23 protein-coding genes are annotated in these 24,490 nt (G+C 71.5%); 10 read left to right on the forward strand and 13 right to left on the reverse strand.

Going from position 1 to position 24,490, the window contains the following annotated elements:
• Positions 1 to 5: 5 nt before the first annotated feature.
• Complete coding sequence (locus tag AC4BDD_RS21935) at positions 6 to 3,638, forward strand: AfsR/SARP family transcriptional regulator (RefSeq protein WP_490687164.1); 3,633 nt, start codon at positions 6 to 8, stop codon at positions 3,636 to 3,638.
• Between the two features lie 206 nt (positions 3,639 to 3,844).
• On the opposite strand, the gene AC4BDD_RS21940 is transcribed toward AC4BDD_RS21935, so the two are convergent.
• The 3 genes from AC4BDD_RS21940 to panB all read right to left on the reverse strand — a co-directional run bounded on the left by AC4BDD_RS21940 (position 3,845) and on the right by panB (position 6,719).
• Positions 3,845 to 4,678 (reverse strand): ABC transporter permease, encoded by an 834-nt coding sequence (locus AC4BDD_RS21940; RefSeq protein ID WP_490687165.1) that lies wholly within the window; start codon positions 4,676 to 4,678, stop codon positions 3,845 to 3,847.
• Positions 4,675 to 5,691 carry an ATP-binding cassette domain-containing protein gene (locus tag AC4BDD_RS21945; protein WP_490687166.1) on the reverse strand — a complete coding sequence of 339 codons (1,017 nt, stop codon included), beginning with the start codon at positions 5,689 to 5,691 and terminating at the stop codon, positions 4,675 to 4,677. Before AC4BDD_RS21945 ends, AC4BDD_RS21940 begins: the two co-directional genes overlap by 4 nt.
• Positions 5,692 to 5,843: 152 nt before the next feature.
• Complete coding sequence (panB, locus tag AC4BDD_RS21950) at positions 5,844 to 6,719, reverse strand: 3-methyl-2-oxobutanoate hydroxymethyltransferase (protein ID WP_490687167.1); 876 nt, start codon at positions 6,717 to 6,719, stop codon at positions 5,844 to 5,846.
• A 184-nt stretch (positions 6,720 to 6,903) separates the two neighbouring features.
• Between panB and AC4BDD_RS21955 the strand changes: the two genes are divergently transcribed.
• The 3 genes from AC4BDD_RS21955 to AC4BDD_RS21965 all read left to right on the forward strand — a co-directional run bounded on the left by AC4BDD_RS21955 (position 6,904) and on the right by AC4BDD_RS21965 (position 11,162).
• Positions 6,904 to 8,535, forward strand: coding sequence for an MFS transporter (locus AC4BDD_RS21955; protein WP_490687168.1), 1,632 nt, complete (start codon positions 6,904 to 6,906; stop codon positions 8,533 to 8,535).
• Between the two features lie 376 nt (positions 8,536 to 8,911).
• Entirely contained in the window at positions 8,912 to 9,826 is a 915-nt protein-coding gene (locus AC4BDD_RS21960) for an endonuclease/exonuclease/phosphatase family protein (protein WP_490691885.1), read from the forward strand.
• A 124-nt stretch (positions 9,827 to 9,950) separates the two neighbouring features.
• The gene (locus tag AC4BDD_RS21965) at positions 9,951 to 11,162 is read left to right on the forward strand and encodes an MFS transporter (protein ID WP_490687169.1); all 1,212 of its coding nucleotides are present in this window, start codon (positions 9,951 to 9,953) and stop codon (positions 11,160 to 11,162) included.
• Between the two features lie 43 nt (positions 11,163 to 11,205).
• Here AC4BDD_RS21965 and AC4BDD_RS21970 read toward each other — a convergent pair whose 3' ends face one another.
• The 3 genes from AC4BDD_RS21970 to AC4BDD_RS21980 are packed head-to-tail and all read right to left on the reverse strand — an operon-like array spanning position 11,206 to position 13,173.
• A complete protein-coding gene (locus AC4BDD_RS21970; RefSeq protein WP_490687170.1) occupies positions 11,206 to 12,033 on the reverse strand; it encodes a hypothetical protein in 828 nt (275 codons plus the stop codon).
• Between the two features lie 20 nt (positions 12,034 to 12,053).
• Positions 12,054 to 12,305 (reverse strand): DUF397 domain-containing protein, encoded by a 252-nt coding sequence (locus AC4BDD_RS21975; RefSeq protein ID WP_490687171.1) that lies wholly within the window; start codon positions 12,303 to 12,305, stop codon positions 12,054 to 12,056.
• A complete protein-coding gene (locus AC4BDD_RS21980) occupies positions 12,295 to 13,173 on the reverse strand; it encodes a helix-turn-helix domain-containing protein (protein ID WP_490687172.1) in 879 nt (292 codons plus the stop codon). Before AC4BDD_RS21980 ends, AC4BDD_RS21975 begins: the two co-directional genes overlap by 11 nt.
• Before the next feature lie 229 nt (positions 13,174 to 13,402).
• Between AC4BDD_RS21980 and AC4BDD_RS21985 the strand changes: the two genes are divergently transcribed.
• The 4 genes from AC4BDD_RS21985 to AC4BDD_RS22000 all read left to right on the forward strand — a co-directional run bounded on the left by AC4BDD_RS21985 (position 13,403) and on the right by AC4BDD_RS22000 (position 15,700).
• Complete coding sequence (locus AC4BDD_RS21985; protein ID WP_490687173.1) at positions 13,403 to 13,711, forward strand: hypothetical protein; 309 nt, start codon at positions 13,403 to 13,405, stop codon at positions 13,709 to 13,711.
• On the forward strand, positions 13,683 to 13,922 hold the full coding sequence (locus AC4BDD_RS21990) for a DUF7848 domain-containing protein (protein ID WP_490687174.1): 240 nt from the start codon (positions 13,683 to 13,685) through the stop codon (positions 13,920 to 13,922). Before AC4BDD_RS21985 ends, AC4BDD_RS21990 begins: the two co-directional genes overlap by 29 nt.
• A gap of 99 nt (positions 13,923 to 14,021) precedes the next feature.
• Positions 14,022 to 15,299: an HAD family hydrolase gene (locus AC4BDD_RS21995; RefSeq protein ID WP_490687175.1), complete on the forward strand. Its 1,278-nt coding sequence runs from the start codon at positions 14,022 to 14,024 to the stop codon at positions 15,297 to 15,299.
• Positions 15,300 to 15,442: 143 nt separating this feature from the next.
• Entirely contained in the window at positions 15,443 to 15,700 is a 258-nt protein-coding gene (locus AC4BDD_RS22000; RefSeq protein ID WP_490687176.1) for a hypothetical protein, read from the forward strand.
• A 16-nt stretch (positions 15,701 to 15,716) separates the two neighbouring features.
• Here AC4BDD_RS22000 and AC4BDD_RS22005 read toward each other — a convergent pair whose 3' ends face one another.
• From AC4BDD_RS22005 to AC4BDD_RS22035, 7 genes are all read right to left on the reverse strand, one after another.
• Complete coding sequence (locus tag AC4BDD_RS22005; protein ID WP_490687177.1) at positions 15,717 to 16,355, reverse strand: class I SAM-dependent DNA methyltransferase; 639 nt, start codon at positions 16,353 to 16,355, stop codon at positions 15,717 to 15,719.
• 125 nt (positions 16,356 to 16,480) lie between these two features.
• Positions 16,481 to 17,191, reverse strand: a complete 711-nt coding sequence (locus AC4BDD_RS22010; RefSeq protein WP_490687178.1) for a DsbA family oxidoreductase — start codon at positions 17,189 to 17,191, stop codon at positions 16,481 to 16,483.
• 86 nt (positions 17,192 to 17,277) lie between these two features.
• Positions 17,278 to 17,574 (reverse strand): hypothetical protein, encoded by a 297-nt coding sequence (locus tag AC4BDD_RS22015; RefSeq protein WP_490687179.1) that lies wholly within the window; start codon positions 17,572 to 17,574, stop codon positions 17,278 to 17,280.
• Positions 17,575 to 17,665: 91 nt separating this feature from the next.
• Positions 17,666 to 19,417 carry an NAD+ synthase gene (locus AC4BDD_RS22020; RefSeq protein ID WP_490687180.1) on the reverse strand — a complete coding sequence of 584 codons (1,752 nt, stop codon included), beginning with the start codon at positions 19,415 to 19,417 and terminating at the stop codon, positions 17,666 to 17,668.
• Positions 19,418 to 19,556: 139 nt separating this feature from the next.
• The gene (locus AC4BDD_RS22025) at positions 19,557 to 20,123 is read right to left on the reverse strand and encodes a DUF4396 domain-containing protein (protein WP_490691886.1); all 567 of its coding nucleotides are present in this window, start codon (positions 20,121 to 20,123) and stop codon (positions 19,557 to 19,559) included.
• 169 nt (positions 20,124 to 20,292) lie between these two features.
• The gene (locus tag AC4BDD_RS22030; RefSeq protein ID WP_490687181.1) at positions 20,293 to 20,928 is read right to left on the reverse strand and encodes a DUF305 domain-containing protein; all 636 of its coding nucleotides are present in this window, start codon (positions 20,926 to 20,928) and stop codon (positions 20,293 to 20,295) included.
• Between the two features lie 234 nt (positions 20,929 to 21,162).
• Positions 21,163 to 21,768 carry a DUF6153 family protein gene (locus AC4BDD_RS22035; RefSeq protein ID WP_490687182.1) on the reverse strand — a complete coding sequence of 202 codons (606 nt, stop codon included), beginning with the start codon at positions 21,766 to 21,768 and terminating at the stop codon, positions 21,163 to 21,165.
• Positions 21,769 to 22,135: 367 nt separating this feature from the next.
• On the opposite strand from AC4BDD_RS22035, the gene glnA reads away from it, so the two are divergent.
• Both glnA and AC4BDD_RS22045 read left to right on the forward strand, forming a co-directional pair.
• On the forward strand, positions 22,136 to 23,497 hold the full coding sequence (glnA, locus tag AC4BDD_RS22040) for a type I glutamate--ammonia ligase (RefSeq protein ID WP_490687183.1): 1,362 nt from the start codon (positions 22,136 to 22,138) through the stop codon (positions 23,495 to 23,497).
• Between the two features lie 182 nt (positions 23,498 to 23,679).
• Entirely contained in the window at positions 23,680 to 23,901 is a 222-nt protein-coding gene (locus AC4BDD_RS22045) for a hypothetical protein (protein ID WP_490687184.1), read from the forward strand.
• Positions 23,902 to 24,490 lie beyond the last annotated feature (589 nt).

The following is a 24,490-nucleotide window of genomic DNA, read 5'->3' on the forward strand; positions in this document are numbered from 1 at the left end:
GGCCCGTGCGCTACGTCATTCTCGGCACCACCCAGGCCCATCGTCCCGACGGCACCCCGGTCGCCCTCGGCGGGGCCCGGCTGCGCGCACTGCTCACGGCTCTGGCCCTGCGCCCCGGGCGGACCTGCGCGGCCGGTGCGCTGATCGACGACATCTGGTCCGACGACCCGCCGCGGGACGCCCCGGCCGCACTGCAAGCCCTGGTCGGCCGGCTGCGCCAGGCCCTGGGCAAGGACGCCGTGGAGTCCGCGCCCGGCGGCTACCTGCTCCGCGCCCGGCCGGACGACGTGGACCTGTACCGCTTCGAGCGGCTGGCCGACGACGGCGCGCGGGCCCTGGACTCCGGCGACGCGGTCAAGGCCGCCGCCCTCCTCGACGACGCGCTCGCCCTGTGGCGGGGTCCGGCCCTCGCCGACCTGCCGGACCGTGCCCCGGCGGCCGCCCGCGCGGCGGCACGTCAGCTGACGGCGCGACGGATCCGCGCCGAGGCCGACACCGCGCTCGGCGACGCCGAGGCGGCGGTGACGGCGCTCGCCGAACTCTGCACCGACCACCCGCTCGACGAACCGCTGCACGCGGCCCGTATCCGCGCCCTGCGCGCGGCGGGCCGGGGCGCGGAGGCGCTCGCCGCCTACGACGCGGTCCGCGTGGAGCTCGCCGACCGCCTCGGTGCCGACCCCGGACCGGAGTTGCGCGCCCTCCACTCGGAGCTGCTGACCCCGGCCCCGCCCCCGGCCGCCCCGGCCCGTACCTCCGGCGCGGCGGCGGGGCTCCGGCAGCCGGCAGCCGGGCCGCCGCCGGCAGCGCAGGGCCGACCTGACGCGGCGGGGCCCGCGCCTGGGCCCGCGCCTGGGCCCGCGCCCGAGGCCGGGCGCGGGGGCGGGCCGGAGGGTCCGCGCGTGGCGGCGGGGCGTCCGCCCGGGAATCTGCGCGCCCGGCTCACCAGCTTCGTGGGGCGGGACGCCGAGCTGGCCGCGCTCGGGGACGACCTGGGCACGCACCGGCTGGTCACGCTGACCGGGCCCGGCGGGGCCGGCAAGACCCGGCTGTCGCAGGAGGCCGCCGAGGCGGCCGCGGCCCAGTGGCCGGACGGTGTCTGGCTCGTGGAGCTGGCCCCGCTGGACTCCGCCGCCGACGCCGAGAGCGTCGCGGAAGCGGTGCTGACCGCGCTCGGTGCGCGGGAGACGGTGATCCGGGGCACCGCCGCCGAGGGGCTGCGGGCCGCCGGCGACCCGAGCGTCCGCGACCCCTACGCCCGGCTGGTGGAGCACTGCGCCGCCCGCCGCATGCTGCTGGTGGTGGACAACTGCGAGCATGTCGTGGACTCCGCCGCGCTCCTCGTGGAGCGGCTGCTGGCGGACTGCCCGGCCATCAGCGTGCTGGCCACCAGCCGTGAACCGCTCGCCGTGCCCGGCGAGTCGGTGCGGCCGTTGGACCCGCTGCCCGACCCGGTCGCGCTGCGGCTGTTCCAGGAGCGGGGCGCCTCCGCCCGTCCCGGATTCCGGGTCGAGGACGATCCGGCCGCGGCCGCCGAGATCTGCCGCCGCCTGGACGGCCTGCCGCTGGCCATCGAACTCGCCGCCGCCCGGCTGCGCTCGCTGAGCCCGCGTCAGCTGGCCGACCGGCTGGACGACCGTTTCCGGCTGCTCACCAGCGGCGCCCGCACCGTGCTGCCCCGGCAGCAGACGCTCCGTGCGGTGGTCGACTGGTCCTGGGACCTGCTGGACGAGCGCGAGCGGACGGTCCTGCGGCGGCTGTCGGTCTTCGCCGGCGGCTGCGACCCGGCCGCCGCGGAGGCGGTCTGCGCAGACGCCCCACCCACCGAGAACGCCCCACCCACCGAGAACGCCCCGCCCACCGAGAACGCCCCGGCCCCCGCGGACGCCCCGACCGCCGGCGGCGCGGGGCGTGACCGGGCCGGCATCGAGCCGCGGGATGTCGTCGCCCTGCTCGGCTCACTCGTCGACAAGTCGCTGGTGGTGGCCGAGCCCGCCCCGGCCGCCGGCCCCACCGGACTCCCCACCGGCATGCGCTACCGGCTGCTGGAGACCGTCGCCGAATACGCCGCCGAGCGGCTGGACGCGGCCGGAGAGCGGCACCGGGTGGAGCGGCGCCATCTGGTCGCGTACCGCGAACTCGCCCGCACCGGCGAACCGTTGCTGCGCGGGCCGGCCCAGCGCGAGTGGCTGGCGCGGCTGGAGACCGAGCACGAGAACCTGCGCACCGCCCTGCGCCGGGCGGCTGCCGCGCGGGACGAGCAGGAGACGCTGAGCCTGGTGCTGTCGCTCGGCTGGTTCTGGCAGCTGCGCGGGCACCACAGCGACGCCCGGCACTGGGCGTCGGTCGCCGCCGAGCTGGGGCCCAACCCGTTCACGCCGCCGGTCGCCCCCGCCCCGCCGGTGCTGGTCGCCTCCACCTCGGTGCCGCCGCCGATGCCCGAGGAACTGCTCCAGGAGGCGCGGCGCGGGGTGCGGCTGATCGCGCTGGCCAGTCTGGAGGGCAACCTGGGCGACCTGGGGGAGGAGTCGCGGCAGAAGGAACTGCGCGACGGCCTGGTGGCCGCGTACCGGCCTGGGCTGCCGCAGACCTGCCGGGTGCCCGGCGTGATGTGGTTCTACGCGGTCGTGCTGACCGGTGACTTCGACCTGCTGAGGCGGGCGCTGGACGGGGCGGTGGAAACCTGCCGGCGGTTGGGACTCGAGTGGGAGCTGGCCCTGACGCTCTCGCTGCGCGCCAAGGTCGCGCAGGGGACGCACACCCAGTGGGACCCGTCCGGCTCCCGGGCCGGCGGTAGCCGGCCCACGGGCGCGGCGGTCAGGGCCGCCGCGTTCCGGGACGCCGACGAGAGCCTGGAGATCTTCCGGAGGGTCGGCGACGCCTGGGGCGTCGCGGAGGCGCTCTCCGGCCGTGGCGAGGCGCGCGAGCAGATCGGTGATTTCGCGGCGGCGGCCGAGGACTACCGGGCGGCGATCCGCAATGCGCGGGAGCTGGGCGCGCTGGGCCAGGGGGATCTGCTGCGGGCCCGGCTGGCCAGCGCCCAGATCGAGTCGGCGGACGCGGCCGAGGCCGCGGAGGCGGAGCGGATGCTCCGCGAGGTGGTCGCGGCGGAGGGCCACACCAGCAGTGAGGCGCTGTTCTACGCCCGGCTGCACCTGGCGGTGCGCTGCGGGCTGACGGGCCGGGCCAAGGAGGCGCGGGGCTATCTGAGGCTGCTGGCCGAGGAGTTCAGACACCGCTCGCTGGATTTCTTCCAGGGCCTGGTCGAAGGGCTGGAGAGCTGGCTGGACACGCGCGAGGGGCGGTATGACGAGGCGCTGCCCAAGATACGCGCGGCGCTGGCCAAGGCCCAGGACCCGGTGAGCCGGATGGTGGCCCCGCACCTGCCGGTGGTCCAGTTGCTGACCGCCGCCAGCGCGCTCGGCGGGCTCGGCGGGCCGGAGTCGGCCGAGGCCGCCGCCCGGCTGATCGGCGCCTACGACGCGATGCGCGAGCCGGTGGCGGCCCAGCCGTCCCTGGAGCGGAACAGCCGCCGGCTGGCGGAGGAGGCGGCGCGGGCCGTGCTCGGCGGCCCGGCGTACGCGCGCGCCCACGCGGAGGGCCACACCCTCACGCTGCCCGAGGCCATCGCCCTGGTCTGAGGACCGGTGGTACAGCCCGAACGGCAGCCCCGGCGCACAGCCGAACGGCAGGCCACGGCGGCACGGCCCGGGCGGCACGGCCGGCTCCGGCAGGACGGGCCGGACACCGGCCCCGGGAGGGGGCGGGTGTCCGGCTCATCCGGCATCCGGGACGTCCGGCCTCCGGCCCGCGCGGTAGGCGCTCGCCGCCGTCCGGCCGGCCCACCTCACGTGCGGTCGCGGAACTTGCGCACCGCGAGCGGAGCGGTCACCACGGTGATGGCCAGCGCCCAGATCAGCACGGTCGTCGTCGGTCCGGCGATGGCACCATGACCCTGCGTCAGGCCGCGCGCGGCGTCCGCCAGCTGGGAGAGTGGGTTGTAGTCGGTGAAGCTCTTCAGCCAGCCGGGCATGGACTTCGGATCGGCGAAGATCGACGAGCCGAACTGCAGCGGCATCAGCACCAGCATGCCCATCCCCTGCACCGCCTGCGGGGTCTTCACGGACAGACCCAGCAGCATGAAGATCCAGGTCAGCGAGGATCCGAAGGCCAGCGCCAGGGCGACCGCGGCGAGCAGCTCCGGCACGCCGGTCTTGAGGTCGAAGCCCAGGATGAAGCCCATGGTCAGCAGGATGACGGTGGAGACCATCATCCGGCCGGTCTCCACGATCAGCTTGGCTATCAGCACCGAGGAGCGGGCGATCGGCATCGTCCGGAAGCGGTCCATCACCCCCTTGTTGAAGTCGTCGTTGACCCCGGTGCCGACCGACATGGCGATGTTCAGACCGCCCATCGCCATCATGCCGGGGATGAAGTAGTTGACGTACTCCTCCTGCCCGCCGGCGACGGCGCCGCCGAAGACGTACACGAACAGCAGGGTGAAGATGATCGGCATCAGTACGGCGTCGAACATCGACTCCGGGTCCTGCTTGATCTGGAGGGCGTTCCGCCGCACCAGGGCGCCGATGTGCCGCAGGTTGGCGCGCACTCCGATCCGGCCCTCGCCGGGCGGGGCCGGCTGCTTGCCGATGGGCGCCGCGTTCACCGTCGTCGCGCTCACGCCGCGACCTCCTCAAGGCTGGGGGTGGAGTCGTCCGGGGTGGAGGTCTTCTGACCGGTGAGGGCCAGGAACACCTCGTCCAGGCTGGGCAGATGGGTGTCGATGCCGGCGATGGTGAAACCGCGCTGGCCGAGCAGCCCGATCACCGCCGTCAGCTGCTCGTCGCTGACGATGGGCACGTTGACCAGGCCCTCCTCGGCATCGGCGGTGGCGCCGCCGATGCCGTCGAGACCGGCCTGGGCCAGTGCGCCGACCATGCGGTTCAGCTCGCCCGGGTCCGCCGGGCGTATCTGCAGGGTGCGGCCGCCGACCTTGGCCTTGAGCTCGTTGACCCGGCCTTCGGCGATGACCTTGCCCCGGTCGATGACCGTCAGCTCGCTGGCGAGCTGCTCGGCCTCCTCCATGTACTGGGTGGTGAGCAGTACGGTGGAGCCCTCGCTCACCATCCGCCGGACCTCGTCCCACACCTCGTTGCGGGTGCGCGGGTCGAGACCGGTGGTCGGCTCGTCCAGATAGAGCACGGCCGGCTGGCCGATCATCGAGGCGGCCAGGTCGAGGCGGCGGCGCATACCGCCGGAGTAGGTCTGCGCGGCGCGCTTGGCGGCCTCGGTGAGCGAGAACCGCTCCAGCATGGCGTCCGCGCGTGACCGCGCGTCCTTGCGGGACAGATCGAGCAGCCGCCCGATCATGTAGAGGTTCTCCCAGCCGGAGAGCTTCTCGTCGACCGAGGCGTACTGCCCGGTCAGGCCGATGGTGCGGCGCAGCTGGCGGGGCTGGCGCACGACGTCGTAGCCGGCCACCACGGCGGTGCCCGCGTCGGGGCGGAGCAGGGTGGACAGGCAGCGTACGAGGGTGGTCTTGCCCGCGCCGTTGGGGCCGAGGACGCCCAGGACGGTGCCTTCGCGCACGTCCAGGTCCACGCCGTCCACGGCCTTGGTGGCACCGAAGTGCTTGACCAGCCCGCGTACCTCGACGGCGTTCCCCCCGCTGAGGTTCGTTTCGAATCGCGTCATGCGAAGGAGCATCGCAGCCGCCACCGACAAGCCACCGACAAACGGCAGACAGCCCGCCGACGGGGGATGATCGGCGGGCTGTCGGTGTGCCGGGATGGTCTGCGGCGCCGGCGCGGCCCCGGTCGATCAAGGGGCCGGCCGGCTGGGTGGAACTAGTGGAAGGAGTGCTCCTCGGCCGGGTAGACCCCGCCGACGACGTCCTCCGCGAACGCCTTGGCGGCGTCGCCGAGGCTCTGCCGCAGCTGGGCGTACTGCTTGACGAAGCGCGGCACCCGGCCGCCGGTCATGCCGGCCATGTCCGTCCACACCAGCACCTGGGCGTCGCACTCCTGGCCCGCGCCGATGCCGACGGTCGGGATGTGCAGCGAGCGGGTGACCTCGGCGGCCAGCTCGGCCGGGACCAGCTCCAGTACGACGGCGAAGGCGCCCGCGTTCTGCACCGCCTTGGCGTCCCGCAGCAGCTGCTGCGCGGCCTCCTCGCCACGCCCCTGCACCGGGTAGCCGCCGTAGGCGTTGACCGACTGCGGGGTGAGGCCGATGTGCGCCATCACCGGGATGCCGGCCTGGACGAGCAGCTCGATCTGGTGGGCCGAGCGCTCGCCGCCCTCCAGCTTCACCGCGCCCACCCCGGCGTCCTTGACCAGCCGGGTGGCGTTGCGCAGAGCCTGCACCGCGCCCTCCTGGTAGGAGCCGAAGGGCAGGTCGCCGACGATCAGGGCCCGCTTGGTGCCGCGCACCACGGCGGCGGAGAGGATGGTGATCTCGTCCATGGTGACCGGCACGGTGGAGTCGTAGCCGAGGTGGCAGTTGCCCATCGAGTCGCCGACGAGCATCACCGGGATACCGGCCTCGTCGAAGACCGAGGCGGTCATCGCGTCGTACGCGGTGAGCATCGGCCACTTCTCACCGCGCTGCTTGGCGGCGGCGATGTCGCGGACGGTGATACGCCGGGAGCTGGTCCCCCCGTACAGCGCCTTGTTGCTGCTGTCGGGTTTCGCCGGCGTCGGGGCATGGCTGACGTGCGTCATTGCAACGGCTCCTTCGTCATCTCGAAGCACCCTCACGGTGTCTCCGGACCACCTCCATGCTGGCATGCGCTCCCCGCGACGCGGAAGTGCCCCCATGCCCCCGGCTCACGCCCTGCCCGGCTCCCGCGACGTGCCCTCGGGGCGGCACCGGTTCCGTATCGAAACGGGGGTTACGGTGATCCGCATGGCAAATCCCTCCGAAACGGACCGGACCGAGGATTGTGGCGTCCCGGACGGCATCCACCGCAGACGCTGGGCGATTCTGACCGTCCTGATGTTCAGCGTCCTGGTGGTGGTGCTGGACAACTCCATCCTCAATGTGGCGATGAAGACCATCGCCTCGCCCGGCCCTACCGGACTCGGCGCGACGCAGAGCCAGCTGGAGTGGGCGATCAACGCCTACACGCTCGTCTTCGCGGGGCTGCTGTTCACCGCCGGGCTGCTCGGCGACCGGCTCGGCCGCAAGAAGGTGCTGCTGGCCGGCATGGCGCTGTTCGGGATCGGCTCGGTGCTCGCCGCGTTCTCTTCGTCGCCCGCCGAGCTCATCGCCTTCCGCGCCCTGATGGGCCTGGGCGCCGCCCTGGTGATGCCCGCCACCCTCGCCATCCTGATCAACGTCTTCGACCGCGACGAGCAGCCCCGGGCCCTGGGCATCTGGGTGGGCTCGGTGGGCGTGGCCATCGCCGTCGGCCCGGTCACCGGCGGCCTGCTGCTGGAGCACTTCTGGTGGGGCTCGGTCTTCTTCGTCAACGTGCCGGTCGTCGTCATCGGCCTGATCGCCATGGCCATGCTGATCCCCGACTCCAAGGACCCCGACCCCGGCCGGCTCGACCCGATCGGGGTGGTGCTCTCCGTCATCGGCCTGGTGCTGCTGGTCTACGGGATCATCACCGGCGGCCGGCTCGCCGACTTCACCGAGCCGCAGGTGCTGGCCGCCGTGGGCGGCGGGCTGGCCGTCCTGGCCCTCTTCGTGGTGCACGAGAAACGCAGCGACCATCCCGCCATCGACGTCGGCCACTTCCGCGAGCCGGCCTTCGCCGCCGCCATCGCCTCCATCGCGCTGGTCTTCTTCGCGCTGATGGGCGTCACGTTCTTCATGGTCTTCTACACCCAGAGCGTGCGTGACTACAGCGCCCTCCAGTCCGGCCTGCTGCTGCTCCCGGTCGCCGGCTCGCAGCTGATCTTCTCGCCGCGGGCCCGGCTGGCCGTCGACCGCTTCGGGGCCCGCGCGGTGTGCTCGGTCGGCATGCTGACCATCGCCGTCACCTTCGCCGGCTTCCTGCTGCTGGACGACCACACCCCGATCTGGGTGCTGGAGCTGCTGTTCTTCATCCAGGGCACCGGGATGGCGCACATCATGCCGCCGGTGACGCTCACCGTGATGCAGGCGCTGCCCCGCGAGAAGGCCGGCTCCGGATCGGCGCTGAACAACACCTTCCGGCAGGTCGGCGGCGCGCTCGGGGTCGCGGTGCTCGGCTCGCTGCTCTCCAGCGCCTACCGCGCCGGGATCGAGGACGAGCTGGCCCGCACCCCCGGGCTGACCGACGCGGCGCGCCACACCGCCGGCGAGTCGGTCGAGGCCAGCCTGGCCGTCGCCCACCGGATCGGTCCGGCGGGCGCGCGCCTGGCCGCCTCGGCCGAGGACGCCTTCATCCACGCCATGCACGTCACCGCGCTGGGCGCGGCGGGGGTCGCCCTGGCGGGCTCACTGGTGGTGCTGTTCTTCATGCCGGGCAGACCGGCGCCGGCCGGGCCGGAATCCGACGCCGGGGCGCGCGGCGAGGCGGAGGAGGCCGGCAGCGAGGCGGAGCGATGACCGCGACGCCGGTTCGCTCGCGTGGGTGATCGGGGGATTTGTGCCCGTTCTGTCACAGCTCTCCCCATCTGCCGCCGAATCCGGAACCCGCCATGGTCCTCCGTACGTCCTCCCACGCAGCGGACGCCCGGCCAGGGCCCCGTTAAAAGCCCTGGTCATCGCCTATGGTCATGGCCCATGGGCCGAGCGCCGACCGCCGGAAGGCGACAGGCGAGGGCTCACGCCGTCCACCACGTCGTCAAGTGAGGATCAGCGAATGGCGCAGGCGTACACGGAGGAGACCGGCCAGGGCGGGGAAGACCCGCGGCCGACCGGATCCCGGGCACGACGCCTGATCGACCGCTGGCGGCATGACCGCGGCATCTGGCGCCGCGGCATGGTGCTGGCGGGCTGCTCCGCGCTGCTCGCGCTGCTGATGATCTTCCACGCCCAGGTCCCCAACAGCGTGGGGAACCTCGGCAGCCTGCTGGAGACCTTCCTGCCGTGGCTGGGGGTCTTCCTCCCGGTCCTGCTGGTCCTCGCCCTGCTGCGCCGCAGCGCCACCGCGCTCCTCGCCCTGCTGCTCCCGCTGGTCGTCTGGCTGAACCTCTTCGGCGGGCTGATGTTCTTCGACCGGTCGCACGGGGGCGGCGACCTCACCGTCGTCTCCCACAACGTGGGCGCCGACAACTCCGACCCGGCCGGCACCGCCCGCAAGCTGGTCGCCTCCGGCGCCGAGGTCCTCGCCCTGGAGGAACTGGCCGACGCCTCCGCGTACGAGAAGGCGCTGGCCGGCACCTACCGCTACCACACGGTGAAGGGCACGGTCGGGCTCTGGAGCAAGTACCCGCTGCGGGACGAGGCGCCGGTCGACATCAAGCTCGGCTGGACCCGCGCGCTGCGCGCCACGGTCGCCACCCCCAAGGGCGACGTCGCCGTCTACGTCGCCCACCTGCCCTCGGTGCGGGTGAAGTTCGACGCGGGATTCACCGCCGGGCAGCGGGACGACAGCGCGGACGCGCTGGGCGAGGCGATCGCCGCCGAGCGGATCGGCCGGGTGATCCTCCTCGGCGACCTGAACGGGACGATGAACGACCGGGCGCTGGCCCCCGTCACCTCCCAGCTGCGATCCGCCCAGGGCGCGGCCGGCGACGGCTTCGGCTTCAGCTGGCCCGCGTCCTTCCCGATGGCGCGCATCGACCAGATCATGGTGCGGGGGGTGGACCCGGTCTCCGCCTGGACGCTGCCCAGGACCCCCAGCGATCACCTGCCCGTCGCCGCGTCCGTCACCCTGGCCCCGCGCGACTCCTGATCACCCACCGCTCACATTGCCTTCACTTCGGGGCAGGCGGCCGGGAACAACGGGCGTGAGAGAATTTGTTCCGCCAGAGAACATAATCGCCACGCCCGCCCGCCGCCGTCCCGAAAGGTCTCTCATGCCCCTCGCCCTGCTCGCACTCGCGATCAGCGCCTTCGGCATCGGCACCACCGAGTTCGTGATGATGGGGTTGCTGCCCAATGTCGCGGACGACCTGGGCACCTCCGTGCCCACCGCCGGCTACCTCGTCTCCGCCTACGCCCTCGGCGTCGTCATCGGCGCCCCGCTGCTCACCGCCCTCGGCGCGCGCACCCCGCGCAAGCGGATGCTGATCTGGCTCATGGGTGTCTTCACCATCGGCAACCTCGCCTCCGCGCTCGCCCCCTCCTTCGGCCTGCTGATCGCCGGCCGGGTGCTGGCCGGGCTGCCGCACGGCGCGTTCTTCGGCGTCGGCGCGGTCGTCGCCGCCCGGCTGGTCGCCGAGGGACGGCAGGCCCGGGCCGTGGCCACCATGTTCCTGGGGCTCACCGTCGCCAACATCGTCGGCGTACCGGTGGCCACCCTGCTCGGCCAGCACCTGGGCTGGCGGGCCACCTTCCTCGTGGTGACCGGAATCGGCCTGATCGCCATGGCCGCCCTCGCCCGCCTGGTCCCACACGTCCCGGTCGACAGCCACGGCGGCCTGCGCCGCGAACTCGGCGCCCTGCGCGACCGCCAGGTGCTCCTCGGCCTGCTCACCGCCGTCTTCGGCTTCGCCGGAGTCTTCGCGGTCTACAGCTACCTCGCCTCGATGGCCACCGAGGTCACCGGCTTCGCCGAGTCCTCCGTGACGGTCGTCCTCGCCCTCTTCGGCATCGGCATGACCCTCGGCGCGCTGGTCGCGGGCCCGCTCACCGACCGTGCCCTGCGCCCCACCCTCTACGGCTCGCTGGCCGCCCTGGCACTGGTACTGGTGGCCTTCGACTTCACCGTCCACGTCAAGTGGGCCGCGCTGCTCACCGTCGTGGTCCTCGGCGGCGTCGGCTTCATGACCACCACCCCGATCCAGATGCTGGTCATGAACAAGGCCCGGCACGCCCCCACCCTCGCCTCGGCCTCCAACCACTCCGCCTTCAACCTCGCCAACGCGGGTGGCGCCTGGCTGGGCGGCGCGGCCATCTCCGCCGGCTGGGGCTGGACGTCGCCGACCCTGGTCGGAGCCGTCCTCGCCGTGGCGGGCCTGGGCATCGCCATCACCGCGGGCCTGCTCGACCGCGAGCCGAGCGCCGACGCCTCCCGCGTGGTGGCCCGCAGCGGGGACCCGGTGCCCGAGGAGCGGATCGTCGGCTGACGCCTATCCGAGGCCGATGCGCCTCATGGGGGCGCGTCTCAGGTCAGCGGTCGAACGTGCCGAGGAAGGCGCCGATTACCGCCGCGACGGCCCCGCCGGCGAAGAGGAGGCCGATACCGAGGGTGGAAGCGACAAGGATGGCGTCCCGGATCCGCCGGCCCCGTGACTGCAGCGGAGCTACGCGGCCCGGGTCGCGTGGGTCGTACGCCGCCTCGATGCTCCAGGTCGGGATGGAGTGCCGCAGGGTGCGGACCACGCCGCCCGGATCCGTGTACGCGTACCGGCCGGGCTGGTCCTGGAGCCGGATGGCGGCCGTCCGGACGCCGTGCTTCCGCAGGTACCGCTCCTCGACCGGTGCGTAGGCGAGGAACGCGCCGAGCGTGAGGATCAGTATCCCGAAGAAGCTGAACGGGATGATGAAGACCATGGCGGCCGGGCTTCCCGTGAAGCCCACGAGCACGCATGAGCCGATGGCCACCAGGGTCGCGACGAGCGCGCCGCGCTTCATCCGGCGAAGCCAGTTTCGGTAGCTCGGCTGGTACAGGCGCTCGCCCGAGACGAGGTCCGCGCCGTCGATCGCCTCCGTCTCCTCGGTCCGCCCTGGCAGAGCCGCGTTCACCGCGTCGGCGAAGGTGACGGCGGCGGCGGCGTCCACCACGTCCCAGACCCGGTGGACGTGCGTCCTGTCCGTGGTCGGCGCGGCGGTCAGCTCGATCGTGAGGGACCGCCCCTCGGCGAGTACACGGCTGATGGCCTTCAGCGGGATGTGCGTCTGCTCGTGCGGACGGCGCACGAGCAGCGCATCGTTCTCCACGAACACGACGGTTTCCCCGTCGGCGTGGAGAACGGGTAGGGGAGAAGTGATCGACATGTGCGTGATGGTAGGGGTGGTCAGTCCGCGAGGCCGTCCCAGACGCCGGAGCGTATGGCGGCGACGAACAAGGCCCAGCGGTCCGGTGCGATGAGCAGTGCCGGACCCTGCGGGTCCTTGGAATCCCGGATGGCGATGCCGCGGTGGGCGGTCCGGGTGAGGTCGGCGATCTCCACGCAGTTGTTGCCGGTGCCGTCGCTGTACGAGGACTTGCGCCAGTCAGCGACGCCGGCAAGGTCAGGGGCGGTGAGAGTGCGGTTGTCAGTCGTCATCGGTGATCTCTCGCGATAGCCGTTGCAGGAAATTCGGGGTGTCCTCGGGCGGCAGGGACGACGCCACCATGGCGTTGAACCGCCGTGAGAACCTTCCGACTTCGCGGGGTGTGTCGGAGACCGACGAGGCACCCCACGCGTTGTCCACCTGCACCGTCGACGGCAAGGTGTCGCCGAGGTGCAGGATGCTGAAATCGTGCGGGGCCAGGTATCCACGCACGGTCTGCGGGAGCACTTGAACGGTCACGTTGTCGAGGGCGGTGAGCTTGATGAGTTCGTCGTACTGCTCACGCATGACATCGACGTCGCCGACAACGCGCCGCAGGGCTGGTTCGTAGAGCACGGCCCACAGCTTCAGCGGCTCTTCGTCCCGCGTCAGGGCGTCCTTGCGCCGCATCCGAATCTCGACGTTCTTCTCCACGAACTCCGTCGTGGTCTCCTCGATCGGCTTGTTCTGCTCGTACAGCGTCCGTGCGTACGCCTCGGTCTGGAGCAGCCCCAGCACCAGGAGTGGATGGAACGCGTTGATCTCCTGGGCGGCGGACTCGATGCCGACGAACCTCGGCATTCCGGAGGGCATGGAGCCCTTGAACTGAGTCCACCATTCCCGGCTGGCACCCTCGCGCTGGATCGCCAGCAGGCGTTCGATGCTCTCGTCGTCCGTGAGGCCGTACCGTGCGAGCAATTTGCGCAGGTCGCGGGCGTTCCGCAGGTCGTGCAGTCCGGTCTCGATCCGATGCAACTTCGTGTCGCTCAGCGGCAGCCCACGGACCGCGTCTTCGAGCGTGAGACCGGCTCGTTGCCGTAACTGCCTCAACGCGTAACCGAGTTCGATCCGTCGTGCTGTTGGGCGCGCTCGTCCAGCCACGTGCTTGCCTCCCCGGCGCATGTGCACGCCGTATCTCTCGATGTGTTCAGTGTTGCACGCCAAGTGCCAGTCGCAGCAGGCCATTCGCTCGCTTCGGCATGTGCCACTTTTCCTGCGAGTGGGGTTTCAGTGCGGTTTCACTTGCAGCTCCATGGCGGCACCCGCCACGGTAGTTGAGCCCGAAGAACGAAGAGGGCGAACCCCGCAACTCACCACCCGGAGGTGGCCCATGCCTCTGCCCAGAAACGAGCCCGCGAGCGCATCCAGCCGCCCGGACAGCGCCCCCTTCCGGCTCGGCGACCGGGTGCGCGGCATCAGCTACGTCGCACCGGAGCGGCTCCGGCATGAGCGGCCCGAGCCGTTCGAGGGGGTCGTGGTCCAGATCGGCAGCGGCTGGGGCGGGGTCGACGCGGAACACGCGTACCTGTGGTCGCGGCTGGACGACTCCACCGAGCGCAAGTCGCTGATGTCCGAGACGGAACTGGTACGGCGAGCCGAGGAGTGGAGCGATGGATCACATCGTCATCAAGGGCGCTGAGTGGATGCTGAGTCCTGAGACGGCGGAGGGCGCGCCGCGAGGGATTTATGGCGCGCAGTGCATGGCGTGCGCGGAGGAGTCCGGGCTGGTGGACAACGACACACAGCCTGTCGGGGCGTGGGCCATCTCGCACACCAGGAACAACCCGACGCATCAGCAGTTCCTCATCACCGCCCAGAAGCACTGGCGGGTCGATCCCGCCCCAGGCTGACGCGCTCCGGCTGCATAAGATCATCCGACCGATGCCGGGGCCGGGCACGACGCCGAGCCCCGGTGTCCGTCCTGCACCAACCCGCACCTTGGAGGACGCATGCGCGCCAAGCGCACCCTCGTCACGGGCCTGCTGGCCACCGCCGCCCTCGCCGCCTCGGTCCCCGCCGCCGACGCGACCCCGCAGGCGCCCGCGTACCGCGCCGACTGCCCGCAGCTCGACACCTCGCTGAAGTGGTACGGCGACAACCGGGCCACGCTGCAGAAGATGATCGACGAGCGCGGCAGCTGTTCCGGCGTCCGTGGCCCCCGGCCGGTCGCCGCCTTCGACTGGGACAACACCGTCGTCAAGAACGACATCACCGACGCCACGCTCGCCTGGGCGCTGAAGCACGACAAGATCCTCCGTCCCCAGAGCTGGCAGGACACCAGCGCCTGGCTGACCCCGGCCGCCGATCGCGCCCTGACCGAGGCATGCGGCACCTCCGTGCCCGTCGGCGAGCCGCTGTCCACCTCCACCAACATCGCCTGCGCCGACGAGATCATGCAGATCCGCAGCACCGCCCGGACGATGAGCGGCGAGGAAGCGTTCGCCGGCGAGTGGAACCACCGCCGCACCGTGCCCGAATACGCCTGGATACCCCAGCTGTTCGCCGGACACAGCCCGCGCGCGCTGACCTCGTTCGCCAGGGCGGCCCGGGCCGAGAACCTCGCGGCGCCCATCGGCACTACGCAGACGGTCGGCACCCACAAGGTGGCCGGGTACATCCGCTACTACGACCAGCAGAAGGACCTCATCCGCACCCTCAAGGCGGCCGGTTTCGACGTCTACATCGTCTCCGCCTCCTCCGAGCCCATCGCCGAGGCGTGGTCGGACGGCGTCGGGCTGGACCGCAAGCACACCATCGGCATCCGCAGCCTCACCCGTCACGGCAAGCTCACCACTGGCATCCGCGGTTGCGGTGGCGTCGCCGACGGCCGGGGCGACGCGCTGCCGTACATGGACGGCAAGCGCTGCATGATCAACCAGGAGATCTTCAAGATCAAGGGCGCGGACGCCTGGAAGCAGCAGGACCGGGCGCACCGCATCGCCCTCGGCGCGGGCGACGCGGACACCGACGTGACCTTCGTCAACGACGCCACCGGCGCCCACCTCGCCATCAACCGCAACAAGCCCGAGCTGATGTGCCGCGGTCTGGACAACGCCGACGGCCGCTGGGCGGTCAACCCGATGTTCATCGACCCGCTGCCGCAGAAGCAGGGTGCGTACCCGTGCGCCACGGCAGGCGCCGCTGCCGAGGACGGTTCGCGCGTCCCGGTCCTCCGCGCCGACGGCACCGTGATCCCGGACCAGGCCGACCGGGTCTTCGGCGGGTAGGACGACAGGCAGGGCCGCCGGTCGACGGCTCAGCGAAGCCATCGGCCGACGGCCCGCCAACGCGGGCTGAAGCCCACGCAATTCGAGTGACAAATAAACGGTGATGTGGGGCAAGACGGCCATTCCCAGTAGCCTGCCCCGCGATGACCGACTTCGTAGACGAGGCCCGCTCACGCACCACGCGTCTACTCCGTATGGCCTCGGCCGAGGATGTGGCGACGCGCATCAGGGTCCGCGAGTACGCCGAGCGCACCCCCGAGCCGCCGCTCATGGGGCGGGACGGCATCCATACCACCGGCTGCCCGCAGTGCCGCTCCACGATGTGGCGGCACCGGGACAACGGCGCCCTGCTGTGGATCTGCGCCTCCTGCGGTCATGTCGCGGAGGACGCCGTTCCGTAAGCGCTCTGCGCGTGGGTCAGCAGGCCTGGAGGACGACGACCCGGCAGGTCAGGTGCTCCTTGGTGTGGTACGTCTGATCGGCCCGGTCGTCGACGAGGCGGGCGACGCCGCGCCGCTCCAGCTCCGCGATGTGCCCCGCGAAGCCCATCTGCTCCCAGACCTGGGTCAGGACGGTGACGATCAGATAGCCGCCCGGGCGGGTGGCCACGGCGAGCGGGTCGAGCCCTTCGGGGCCCACATGCGCGGCCGTGAAGAGACCGGCGCAGACGACGGCGCCGTAGCTGCCCGGGGCGCACGGCAGCGGGCGGGTGATGTCCGCGAGGGCCAGCCACCGGTAGACGCCCTTGGCCTCGGCGACATCGAGCATGCCCTGCGAGAGGTCCACCCCGTCGATGGTGGAGAAGCCGCGCCGCGTCAGCTCGGCGCCGACCAGGCCCGTCCCGCACCCGGCGTCGAGCAGCGGGGTGTCCGCCGGGACGAGCTCCGCGGTCCGGTCCGCCACCAGCGCCGGGCCGACATAGCCCAGCCCCTCGACGGTGTCCTTGTCGTAGTCACCCGCCCAGTCGTCGTAGATGCCGGTCCGCTCCTGGACGTCTCCGCTGAGGGAGTACATCCGCTTCAGGATCGGGTGGTGGACATCGAAGTGCTCTGACACGGGGACATCGCCTCTCGCCGCTCGACCGTCCATCGGTGCCTGGTGGTGCCTGGCGTCGACACCACAGCAGCCGACGACCGGGCCCCGCGTCAACCACGCCGGGCCCTCGCGGCGGTCGTGTCGCGTCAGCCCCGTGGGACCTCGCAGCTGCCATCGGCGCAGGTGGCGTGCGGGTCGGCATCCACGTCCGTGTCCGCGTCCTGGGCTGTCTGCTCGGCTATCTGGTGGAGGACGCTCAGGAAGGTCGAGGACTCCTGGCCGCCCTGGACCGCCCACTGGCCCTCGAAGACGAAGGTGGGGACGGCGGTGATGCCGCGGCCGCGAGCCTCGTCGATCTCGTCGAGGACCTCGTCGTGGAGGTCGTCGCCGTCCAGGAAGGCGGCCACCGGGTCGCGGTCCAGGCCGACGGCGACGGCGGCGTCGGTGAGCTGCTCGCGGTCGCCGATGTCCATGCCCTCGCCGAAGTGCGCTTCGAGCAGCCGGCCCTTGAGGCGCGCCTGGGCGTCCGGGCCGTAGTTGTCGAGGGCGAAACGGAGCAGGCGGTGCGCGAGCAGGGAGTTGTTCTCGACGACGGTGTCGAAGTCGAAGGTCAGATCCTCGGCCGCGCCCAGCTCGGTGATGCGCTGGTCCATGGCCCTGGCCTGGGGGCCGTACTTCGCGGCCAGCACCTCGTGGTGCGGCAGCGGCTCCTCGGGGGCGTTCGGGTCGAGCTGGAAGGGCCGGTAGACCACCTCGACCTCATGCGCCCGGGGGAACGCGGCAAGGGCACGCTCGAAGCGGGCCTTGCCGAGATGGCACCACGGGCAGGCGATGTCGCTGTAGATCTCGACCTTCACCGCGTCACTCCTCGTACTGTTGCTTGAAAACTCAAGTAATAGTAACGGTGACGGGCGACGGGATATTCCGGGCCTTCGGCCCCCGCCTAGGCGATCAGGGAGTTGTGGAGCTCGGTCACCTGGGAGTCGAACGGCGGCGCCCCCAGCTCCTGTGCCGCTGGGATGACGTGCTCCGCCAGGAAGCTGCGGAACGCCGCCTCCGACTCCCAGACGTCGATGACCTGCCAGCCGCCGCCCTCCAGGGGCGCGCCGAAGTGGGCGATGAGACCGGCCGGCGGGTTCGACCGGTCCGGGATCACCCGGTCGAACGTCGCGTCGTACAGCTCCTGGGTCCAGCCCCGCCCCTCGTTGCGCACCAGCACTGCCATCTCGGTCGCTCCCACGCTCGCGGATGATGTCCTGGCCGCCACGGTATGTCCGGGCCGGGGGATGGACGCCCGGCGACGCGCCGCGCTCCGCCGTCCGAGGGGGCTCTCAGACGCGCTCGCGCCAGCGGTTGGTGATCGGCAGACGGCGGTCCTTGCCGAAGCCCTTGGCCGAGATCTTGGTCCCCGGCGGGTACTGCCGCCGCTTGTACTCGGCCGTGTCCACCAGCCGCAGCACCCGGGCGACCAGCTCCTCGTCGAAGCCCGCCGCGACGATGTCCTCCCGGCCCTGGTCCCGGTCGACGTAACTCTCCAGGATCCGGTCGAGCACGTCGTAGTCGGGGAGCGAGTCGGTGTCCACCTGGCCGGGGCGCAGTTCGGCGCTGGGCGGCTTGGTGATGGAGTTCTCCGGAATGGGCGGGGTCTGGCCGCGCTCGACGGCGGCCTGGTTGCGCCACTTCGCGAGCCGGAAGATCGCGGTCTTGTAGACGTCCTTGATCGGGCCGTACGCGCCGACCGAGTCGCCGTAGAGCGTGGAGTAGCCGCAGGCCAGCTCGGACTTGTTGCCCGGCGCGAGGACGATGTGGCCTTCCTGGTTGGAGATGGCCATCAGCAGGGTGCCGCGCAGCCGGGACTGGAGGTTCTCCTCGGCCAGGCCGGTGAGGTGCAGCGAGTCCATGTACGCGTCGAACATCGGGGCGATCGGCACCGTGCGGAAGTTCAGACCGGTGCGCCGGGCCAGCTCGGCGGCGTCCTCCTTGGAGTGCTCGGAGGAGTAGCGCGAGGGCATCGAGACGCCGTACACGTTCTGCGCGCCGAGCGCGTCGCAGGCGATGGCGGCCACCAGCGCCGAGTCGATGCCGCCGGAGAGGCCGATCAGCACGCTGCGGAAGCCGTTCTTGGCGGCGTACGCGCGCAGGCCGACCACCAGAGCGGTGTAGACCTCCTCGTCGTCGTCGAGCCGCTCGGCCTCGCCGCCGCTGAGCTCCGGCTCGTACGCGGGCAGCGGGTCGGCCGAGAGGATGACGTGGTCGATGCGCAGGCCGTCGTCGACCACGCCCTCGGGGACCGGGCCAGCGGCCGGCAGCTCGAGGTCGACCAGCGCACAGCCCTCGGCGAACTGCGGGGCGCGGGCGATCACTTCGCCGTCGCGGTCGACGATGATCGAGTCGCCGTCGAAGACCAGCTCGTCCTGGCCCCCGATCATCGCCAGATAGGCGGTGGTGCACCCGGCCTCCTGGGCGCGCTTGCGCACCAGCTCCAGACGTGTGTCGTCCTTCGCGCGCTCGTAGGGGGAGGCGTTGATGGAGAGCAGCAGGCCGGCCCCGGCGGAGCGGGTGGCCGGCACCCGGCCGCCCTCCTGCCACAGGTCCTCGCAGATGGCGAGTGCCACGTCGATGCCGTGCACGCGGATCACCGGCAGCGTCTCACCGGGGACGAAGTAGCGGAACTCGTCGAAGACGCCGTAGTTGGGCAGGTGGTGCTTGGCGAAAACGAGGGCGACCTCGCCGCGGTACAGCACCGCGGCGGCGTTCTGCGGCGCCCCGGCCGGCTGGCCGTACCGCGGCTCCGCCTTCTCGCTGCGGTCCAGATAACCGACGACCACCGGCAGCTCGCCCAGGCCCTCGTCGTTCAGCCGGGTGGCGAGGGCGCGGAGCGCCGCCCGGGACGCCGCCACGAAGGACGAGCGCAGCGCGAGGTCCTCGACCGGGTAGCCGGTCAGCGCCATCTCGGGGAACGCCACCAGATGGGCGCCCTGCTCGGCGGAGTGCCGGGTCCAGTGGACGATCGTTTCGGCATTGCCCGCGAGGTCGCCGACGGTCGAGTCGATCTGGTTCAGGGCGAGGCGAAGTTGAGGCACGCGACCAGTGTAATCGTCTCTCTGACGCAATGGGGGTGGCGGGAGATGTGGGGCGCCCCACGTCCCCCGCCGCGTCCCCCGTCAAGTCGGTCGTCACGTCGGTCGTCACGTCGGTCGTCAGTGGAGGTCGTGCATCCGGTCAGTGGAGGTCGTGCACCACGGCGTGGCCCTTGCCGCGCGCGATCATCCAGCGGTTGACCGGCGTGGTCAGTACGAAGGCGGCCAGCAGCGAGAGGGCCAGCGCGCCCCAGAAGAGGAAGCGGTCCAGCCCCGCGTCCATGGCGCCGGGGACGGTGACCATCACGGTGTTGTCGATGATCTCCATGACCAGGATCGAGAGGGTGTCCGCGGCCAGGGCGACCTTGGCGGCCTGGCGGAGCGGCACCCCGGCCACCAGTACGCCGCGCATCGTCAGCGCGTAGCCGAAGACGAAAGCCAGGGCGACGGAGAGGGCGACGGTGGCGCCCGCGGCGAGACCGGCCGCGGTGCCGATCACCATGCCCAGCACCTCACCGATGGCGCACCCGGTGAGGCAGTGCAGGGTCGCCCGTGCGGCCATCGGCCAGGAGGTGCCGCCCCCGGCCGCGTGCTGGTGCTGATCGTGGCCTTCGTGGCCGCCGTGGCTGTGGTCGTGGCCTTTGTGGCTGTGGTCGTGGTCGCTGTGGGCGGGTGTGGCTGCGGTGTGCTGGTGGCCTGAGTGCTCCATGGCGGTCTCCCCGATCTCCTTGATGGTTCGGGTTCCCGGCACGCGCCGGAGTATTTCCACCACTCCGAACGCCATACCTCCAGGGGGTATTCCAACGAATATGGCGCACCCCCCCCGGGCCGTGGGGCGGATCGCTCGACCCGCCCCACGGCGACCGGGAAGGAGAGGCTCAGCCCTTGCCGAGCAGCGTGTTCATCCGAGCGATCTCGGCGCTCTGGCCGGTGATGATCCGGCCGGCCAGGGCCTTGGCGTCCTTGTCGGCGCCCTTGGCCTTCTCCGTCTCGGACATCTCCACCGCGCCCTGGTGATGCTTGATCATCAGCTCCAGGAACGCGGTGTCGAACGCCTTGCCGGAGGACTTCTCCAGCTTCGCCATGTCGGCGGGGCTCATCATGCCGGGCATGCCGTGATGGGCGGAGTGATCCATCCCGGGCATCTCCGCCGGCACCTCCTCACCCCAGCCCTTCAGCCAGCCCGACATGGTCCGGATCTCCGGGTCCTGGGCGCCCTTGATCTCGCCTGCCAACTTCTTCACCTGGGACGACGACGCCCGGGTCGACGCCAGCTCGGCCATCTCCACCGCCTGGCGGTGGTGCGGGATCATCCCCTGCGCGAACGCGACATCCGCGGCGTTGTGCGCTCCCTGTCCGGCCGAGGCGGTGGTGGAGGGCTTGTCGGCGCCCGCCCCGTGGCCGGAGTGCCCACCGGAGCTGTCGTCGTTGCCGCAGGCGGCCAGGACGAGCGCGGCGGTGACGGCGGCGGACACGGCGGCCGCCCGGCGGATGAGGGATCGGTGAGCGTTCATGATCGTGCGTACTCCTGCGATGAGAAAAGGACTTCGGAACGGAACCGGACGCCCCGGCATCTGTGACCCGGCATCTGTGACCCGGAATCTCGTGACCGGGAATCTCGTGACCCGGAATCTCACTGAACCGGAATCTCGGGAACCGGAATCTCGGGAACCGGAATCGGACGAACGGTCCGTGAAGAGGCATGCCGACGACGGCCCCGGCCACTACCGGCCGGCGCCACGGGGCCCCTATATGCGCAGGAGCTGGAGCTGGCTAAGGGAAGGCGGGGAGCGGCCGCCCGGCTCGGTGGCCCGGGCCAGGCGCGTGCCGGCCTCGTCGGCCGGGGCGACGACCGGGCCCGGCAACAGCGCGGGTGGCATCGGCGAGGTGCTGATGCCGGTGGCCGCGCAGGTGGCGTCCGCGTGGTGCGGCGCCCCCCGGCCGCCGTGCCCCAGGTGATGGCAGGACCCGTCACCCCCGTCCTGGCCCGTAGCGACGGCCCGCACCGCGAGAACGGCGCCATGCCCGTCGGTGAGCCAAGCCTGATCACGCGCAACATGCACAGGCGAGGCGAGGTGCGCCGCCCCGCGACCCGAGTGGTCCGCATGCCCGGCAACAGCGGCGTGCCCGGCGGTGGCGTGGCCCGCGTGCCCGGCAGCGGCGTGGCCCGCGTGCCCAGCAGTGGCGGCGCGCTCGGCACCGGTGGCGTGACCCGCATGCCCGGCAGTGGCCGTGGCAGCGGCGCCCGCGCCCAGTCCGTGCATCGCCACGATTCCGGCCAGAACCGACCACATCAACAGCAGCAGGCACGCCCGCGCCCGCAGGGGCTGAGGGGTGCGCGGCCGGGTGGTCATGGCGGTCATCGTATGCGGTGCCGGCAGGCCACCCGCCAGGCCCCGCACCGGCAACCCCACGCCTCCGCGGCTCCCTCCGGCTCGGCCCGGCAAGTGGCACGTCCCGCGGCGTCCCGGGGTCGACCAAGATCGGGCCTGTGTCCCACAATGAGAGCAGAACCGGTGTGGCGGACACGGTGGCCGGAACCGTCCCGTCATTCCGGACCGGGCGACCCCCACGGCACGGGAGGAGCGGTCGGCCGCACGACGGAAGACGTGTCGCTGCCTGTGCGCAACGCAGCCGAAATCGTGTGGTGGGATGCTCAAGTGCCCCCGAAGTGCCCCGCGGCCTGGGAACGGGCGGCCTGACCTGCGAGGATGGGTGGAAATGGATAAGCAGCAGGAGTTCGTGCTCCGCACACTCGAGGAGCGCGACATCCGGTTCGTCCGGCTGTGGTTCGCCGATGTGCTCGGCTTCCTCAAGTCGGTCGCGGTGGCACCCGCCGAGCTCGAACAGGCCTTCGACGAAGGCATCGGCTTCGACGGTTCGGCGATCGAGGGCTTCGCCCGCGTCTACGAGTCCGACATGATCGCCAAGCCGGATCCCGGCACCTTCCAGATCCTCCCCTGGCGCGCCGAGGCGCCCGGCACCGCGCGGATGTTCTGCGACATCCTGATGCCGGACGGTTCCCCGTCGTACGCCGACCCGCGCTACGTCCTCAAGCGGATCCTGGCCAAGACCTCCGACCTCGGGTTCACCTTCTACACCCACCCCGAGATCGAGTTCTTCCTGCTCAAGGACAAGCCGTCGGACGGCTCGCGCCCGGTCCCGGCGGACTCCTCCGGCTACTTCGACCACACCCCGCAGAACGTGGGCATGGACTTCCGCCGCCAGGCGATCACCATGCTGGAGTCGATGGGCATCTCCGTCGAGTTCTCCCACCACGAGGGCGCCCCCGGCCAGCAGGAGATCGACCTCCGCTACGCCGACGCGCTCTCCACCGCCGACAACATCATGACCTTCCGCCTGGTCATGAAGCAGGTCGCGCTGGAGCAGGGCGTGCACGCCACCTTCATGCCCAAGCCGTTCTCGGAGTACCCCGGCTCCGGCATGCACACCCACCTCTCCCTCTTCGAGGGCGACCGCAACGCCTTCTACGAGTCCGGCGCCGAGTTCCAGCTCTCCAAGGTCGGCCGCTCCTTCATCGCCGGTCTGCTCCGGCACGCCGCCGAGATCTCGGCCGTCACCAACCAGTGGGTCAACTCCTACAAGCGGATCTGGGGCGGCGCCAACCGCACCGCCGGCGCGGGCGGCGAGGCACCCTCCTACATCTGCTGGGGCCACAACAACCGCTCCGCGCTCGTCCGCGTCCCGCTCTACAAGCCCGGCAAGACCGGCTCCACCCGGATCGAGGTCCGCTCCCTCGACTCCGGCGCCAACCCCTACCTCGCCTACGCGGTCCTGCTCGCGGCGGGCCTGCGCGGCATCGAGGAGGGCTACGAGCTCCCGGCCGGCGCCGACGACGACGTCTGGGCACTCTCCGACGCCGAACGGCGCTCCCTGGGCATCGAACCCCTCCCGCAGAACCTCGGCGAGGCGATCTCCCTGATGGAGCGCAGCGAGCTGGTCGCCGAGACGCTCGGCGAGCACGTCTTCGACTTCTTCCTGCGCAACAAGAAGCAGGAGTGGGAGGAGTACCGCTCCGAGGTCACCGCCTTCGAGCTCCGCAAGAGCCTGCCGGTGCTGTAACCGCAGGTCAGAGTGGTAGATGTCCTGGCGTTGGTCAACGGACGCCAGGACATTTCCACGTCTGGAGAGATCGAGACTGCAGATGATCGCCTGAAGTGGTGTTCGCTGTCAGAGCTCGCGCCGAAACAACGGATGGGGAACGGCCGTCGCCAACGGAGGCACGCGGGCGCATACTGGTCGCAATGACAAAGCCAGCTGCACCGAAGCGCTACCTGCCCACAAGCCCCTTCAGGGCCCCGGTCCCGCCGCCACCCAAGCACTTCGCCGTGGGAGACCAGGTCACACACGACATGTACGGCCTCGGCCGAGTGATCGGCATCGAGGACGGAATCGCGGCGCTTGTCGATTTCGGCTCGGTGCGAGAGCGGATCTTGAGTCCATACACCAAGATGAGCAAGCTGTAGGGCCGCTGTACCCGGTCGCGGCACGCCAGCTCCCTTCACGGCCCTATCACGAATGGAAGACCTCTCATCGACCCCACCTCGCTGTTCTCCGCTGCCGAAGGCATGCCCCGCCGTGCCACCGCAGCATCGCCGCCTCCGGCGACGAACCCCTTCCAGGCCCCGGACTTCGGGGAAGACGAGACCTTCCTGGCAGAGGACGCGCAGGCGTACGTCTCGGACATGGGTACGGCTCAACGCAAGGCGAGCTAGCTCCCAGGTCACCGTCTTCGAGCTGCGCGAGAACCTACGGCTGTAACCGCAGGTCAGAGCCACACCTGTCCTGGCGTTCGTCGCGAACGCCAGGACATTTCCGTGATCAGATCCGGAAAGAAGTCCACCGCGTCCACCGCGTCCGCCGCTCAGCTCGCCGGCGACGTCGCGATCATCCCGCAGCACGTTGGTAACCGGAGAGTCGCTCACCGGGTGGCTCCTCGACGTGACCGGACTGCCTCAGGCACCCGAGGACGGTCAACGACACCCGCTCGTATGCTGGTCACGGCGCCATCGAACCGTGACGATGGAGGTGGCAGACTCGGCGCGTCCGTTCCTG

The sequence above is a fragment of the Streptomyces sp. JLBT605 genome (genome assembly GCF_058215555.1).

Excerpts from the sequence above, each read along its gene's own strand:
- AC4BDD_RS21945 (WP_490687166.1), bottom strand. The coding sequence starts at position 5,691 with ATGACGCGATTCGAAACGAACCTCAGCGGGGGGAACGCCGTCGAGGTA.
- panB (WP_490687167.1), bottom strand. The coding sequence starts at position 6,719 with ATGACGCACGTCAGCCATGCCCCGACGCCGGCGAAACCCGACAGCAGC.
- AC4BDD_RS21955 (WP_490687168.1), top strand. The coding sequence starts at position 6,904 with ATGGCAAATCCCTCCGAAACGGACCGGACCGAGGATTGTGGCGTCCCG.
- AC4BDD_RS21960 (WP_490691885.1), top strand. The coding sequence starts at position 8,912 with ATGGTGCTGGCGGGCTGCTCCGCGCTGCTCGCGCTGCTGATGATCTTC.
- AC4BDD_RS21965 (WP_490687169.1), top strand. The coding sequence starts at position 9,951 with ATGCCCCTCGCCCTGCTCGCACTCGCGATCAGCGCCTTCGGCATCGGC.
- AC4BDD_RS21970 (WP_490687170.1), bottom strand. The coding sequence starts at position 12,033 with ATGTCGATCACTTCTCCCCTACCCGTTCTCCACGCCGACGGGGAAACC.
- AC4BDD_RS21975 (WP_490687171.1), bottom strand. The coding sequence starts at position 12,305 with ATGACGACTGACAACCGCACTCTCACCGCCCCTGACCTTGCCGGCGTC.
- AC4BDD_RS21985 (WP_490687173.1), top strand. The coding sequence starts at position 13,403 with ATGCCTCTGCCCAGAAACGAGCCCGCGAGCGCATCCAGCCGCCCGGAC.
- AC4BDD_RS21990 (WP_490687174.1), top strand. The coding sequence starts at position 13,683 with ATGGATCACATCGTCATCAAGGGCGCTGAGTGGATGCTGAGTCCTGAG.
- AC4BDD_RS21995 (WP_490687175.1), top strand. The coding sequence starts at position 14,022 with ATGCGCGCCAAGCGCACCCTCGTCACGGGCCTGCTGGCCACCGCCGCC.
- AC4BDD_RS22000 (WP_490687176.1), top strand. The coding sequence starts at position 15,443 with ATGACCGACTTCGTAGACGAGGCCCGCTCACGCACCACGCGTCTACTC.
- AC4BDD_RS22025 (WP_490691886.1), bottom strand. The coding sequence starts at position 20,123 with ATGGAGCACTCAGGCCACCAGCACACCGCAGCCACACCCGCCCACAGC.
- AC4BDD_RS22030 (WP_490687181.1), bottom strand. The coding sequence starts at position 20,928 with ATGAACGCTCACCGATCCCTCATCCGCCGGGCGGCCGCCGTGTCCGCC.
- AC4BDD_RS22035 (WP_490687182.1), bottom strand. The coding sequence starts at position 21,768 with ATGACCACCCGGCCGCGCACCCCTCAGCCCCTGCGGGCGCGGGCGTGC.
- glnA (WP_490687183.1), top strand. The coding sequence starts at position 22,136 with ATGGATAAGCAGCAGGAGTTCGTGCTCCGCACACTCGAGGAGCGCGAC.
- AC4BDD_RS22045 (WP_490687184.1), top strand. The coding sequence starts at position 23,680 with ATGACAAAGCCAGCTGCACCGAAGCGCTACCTGCCCACAAGCCCCTTC.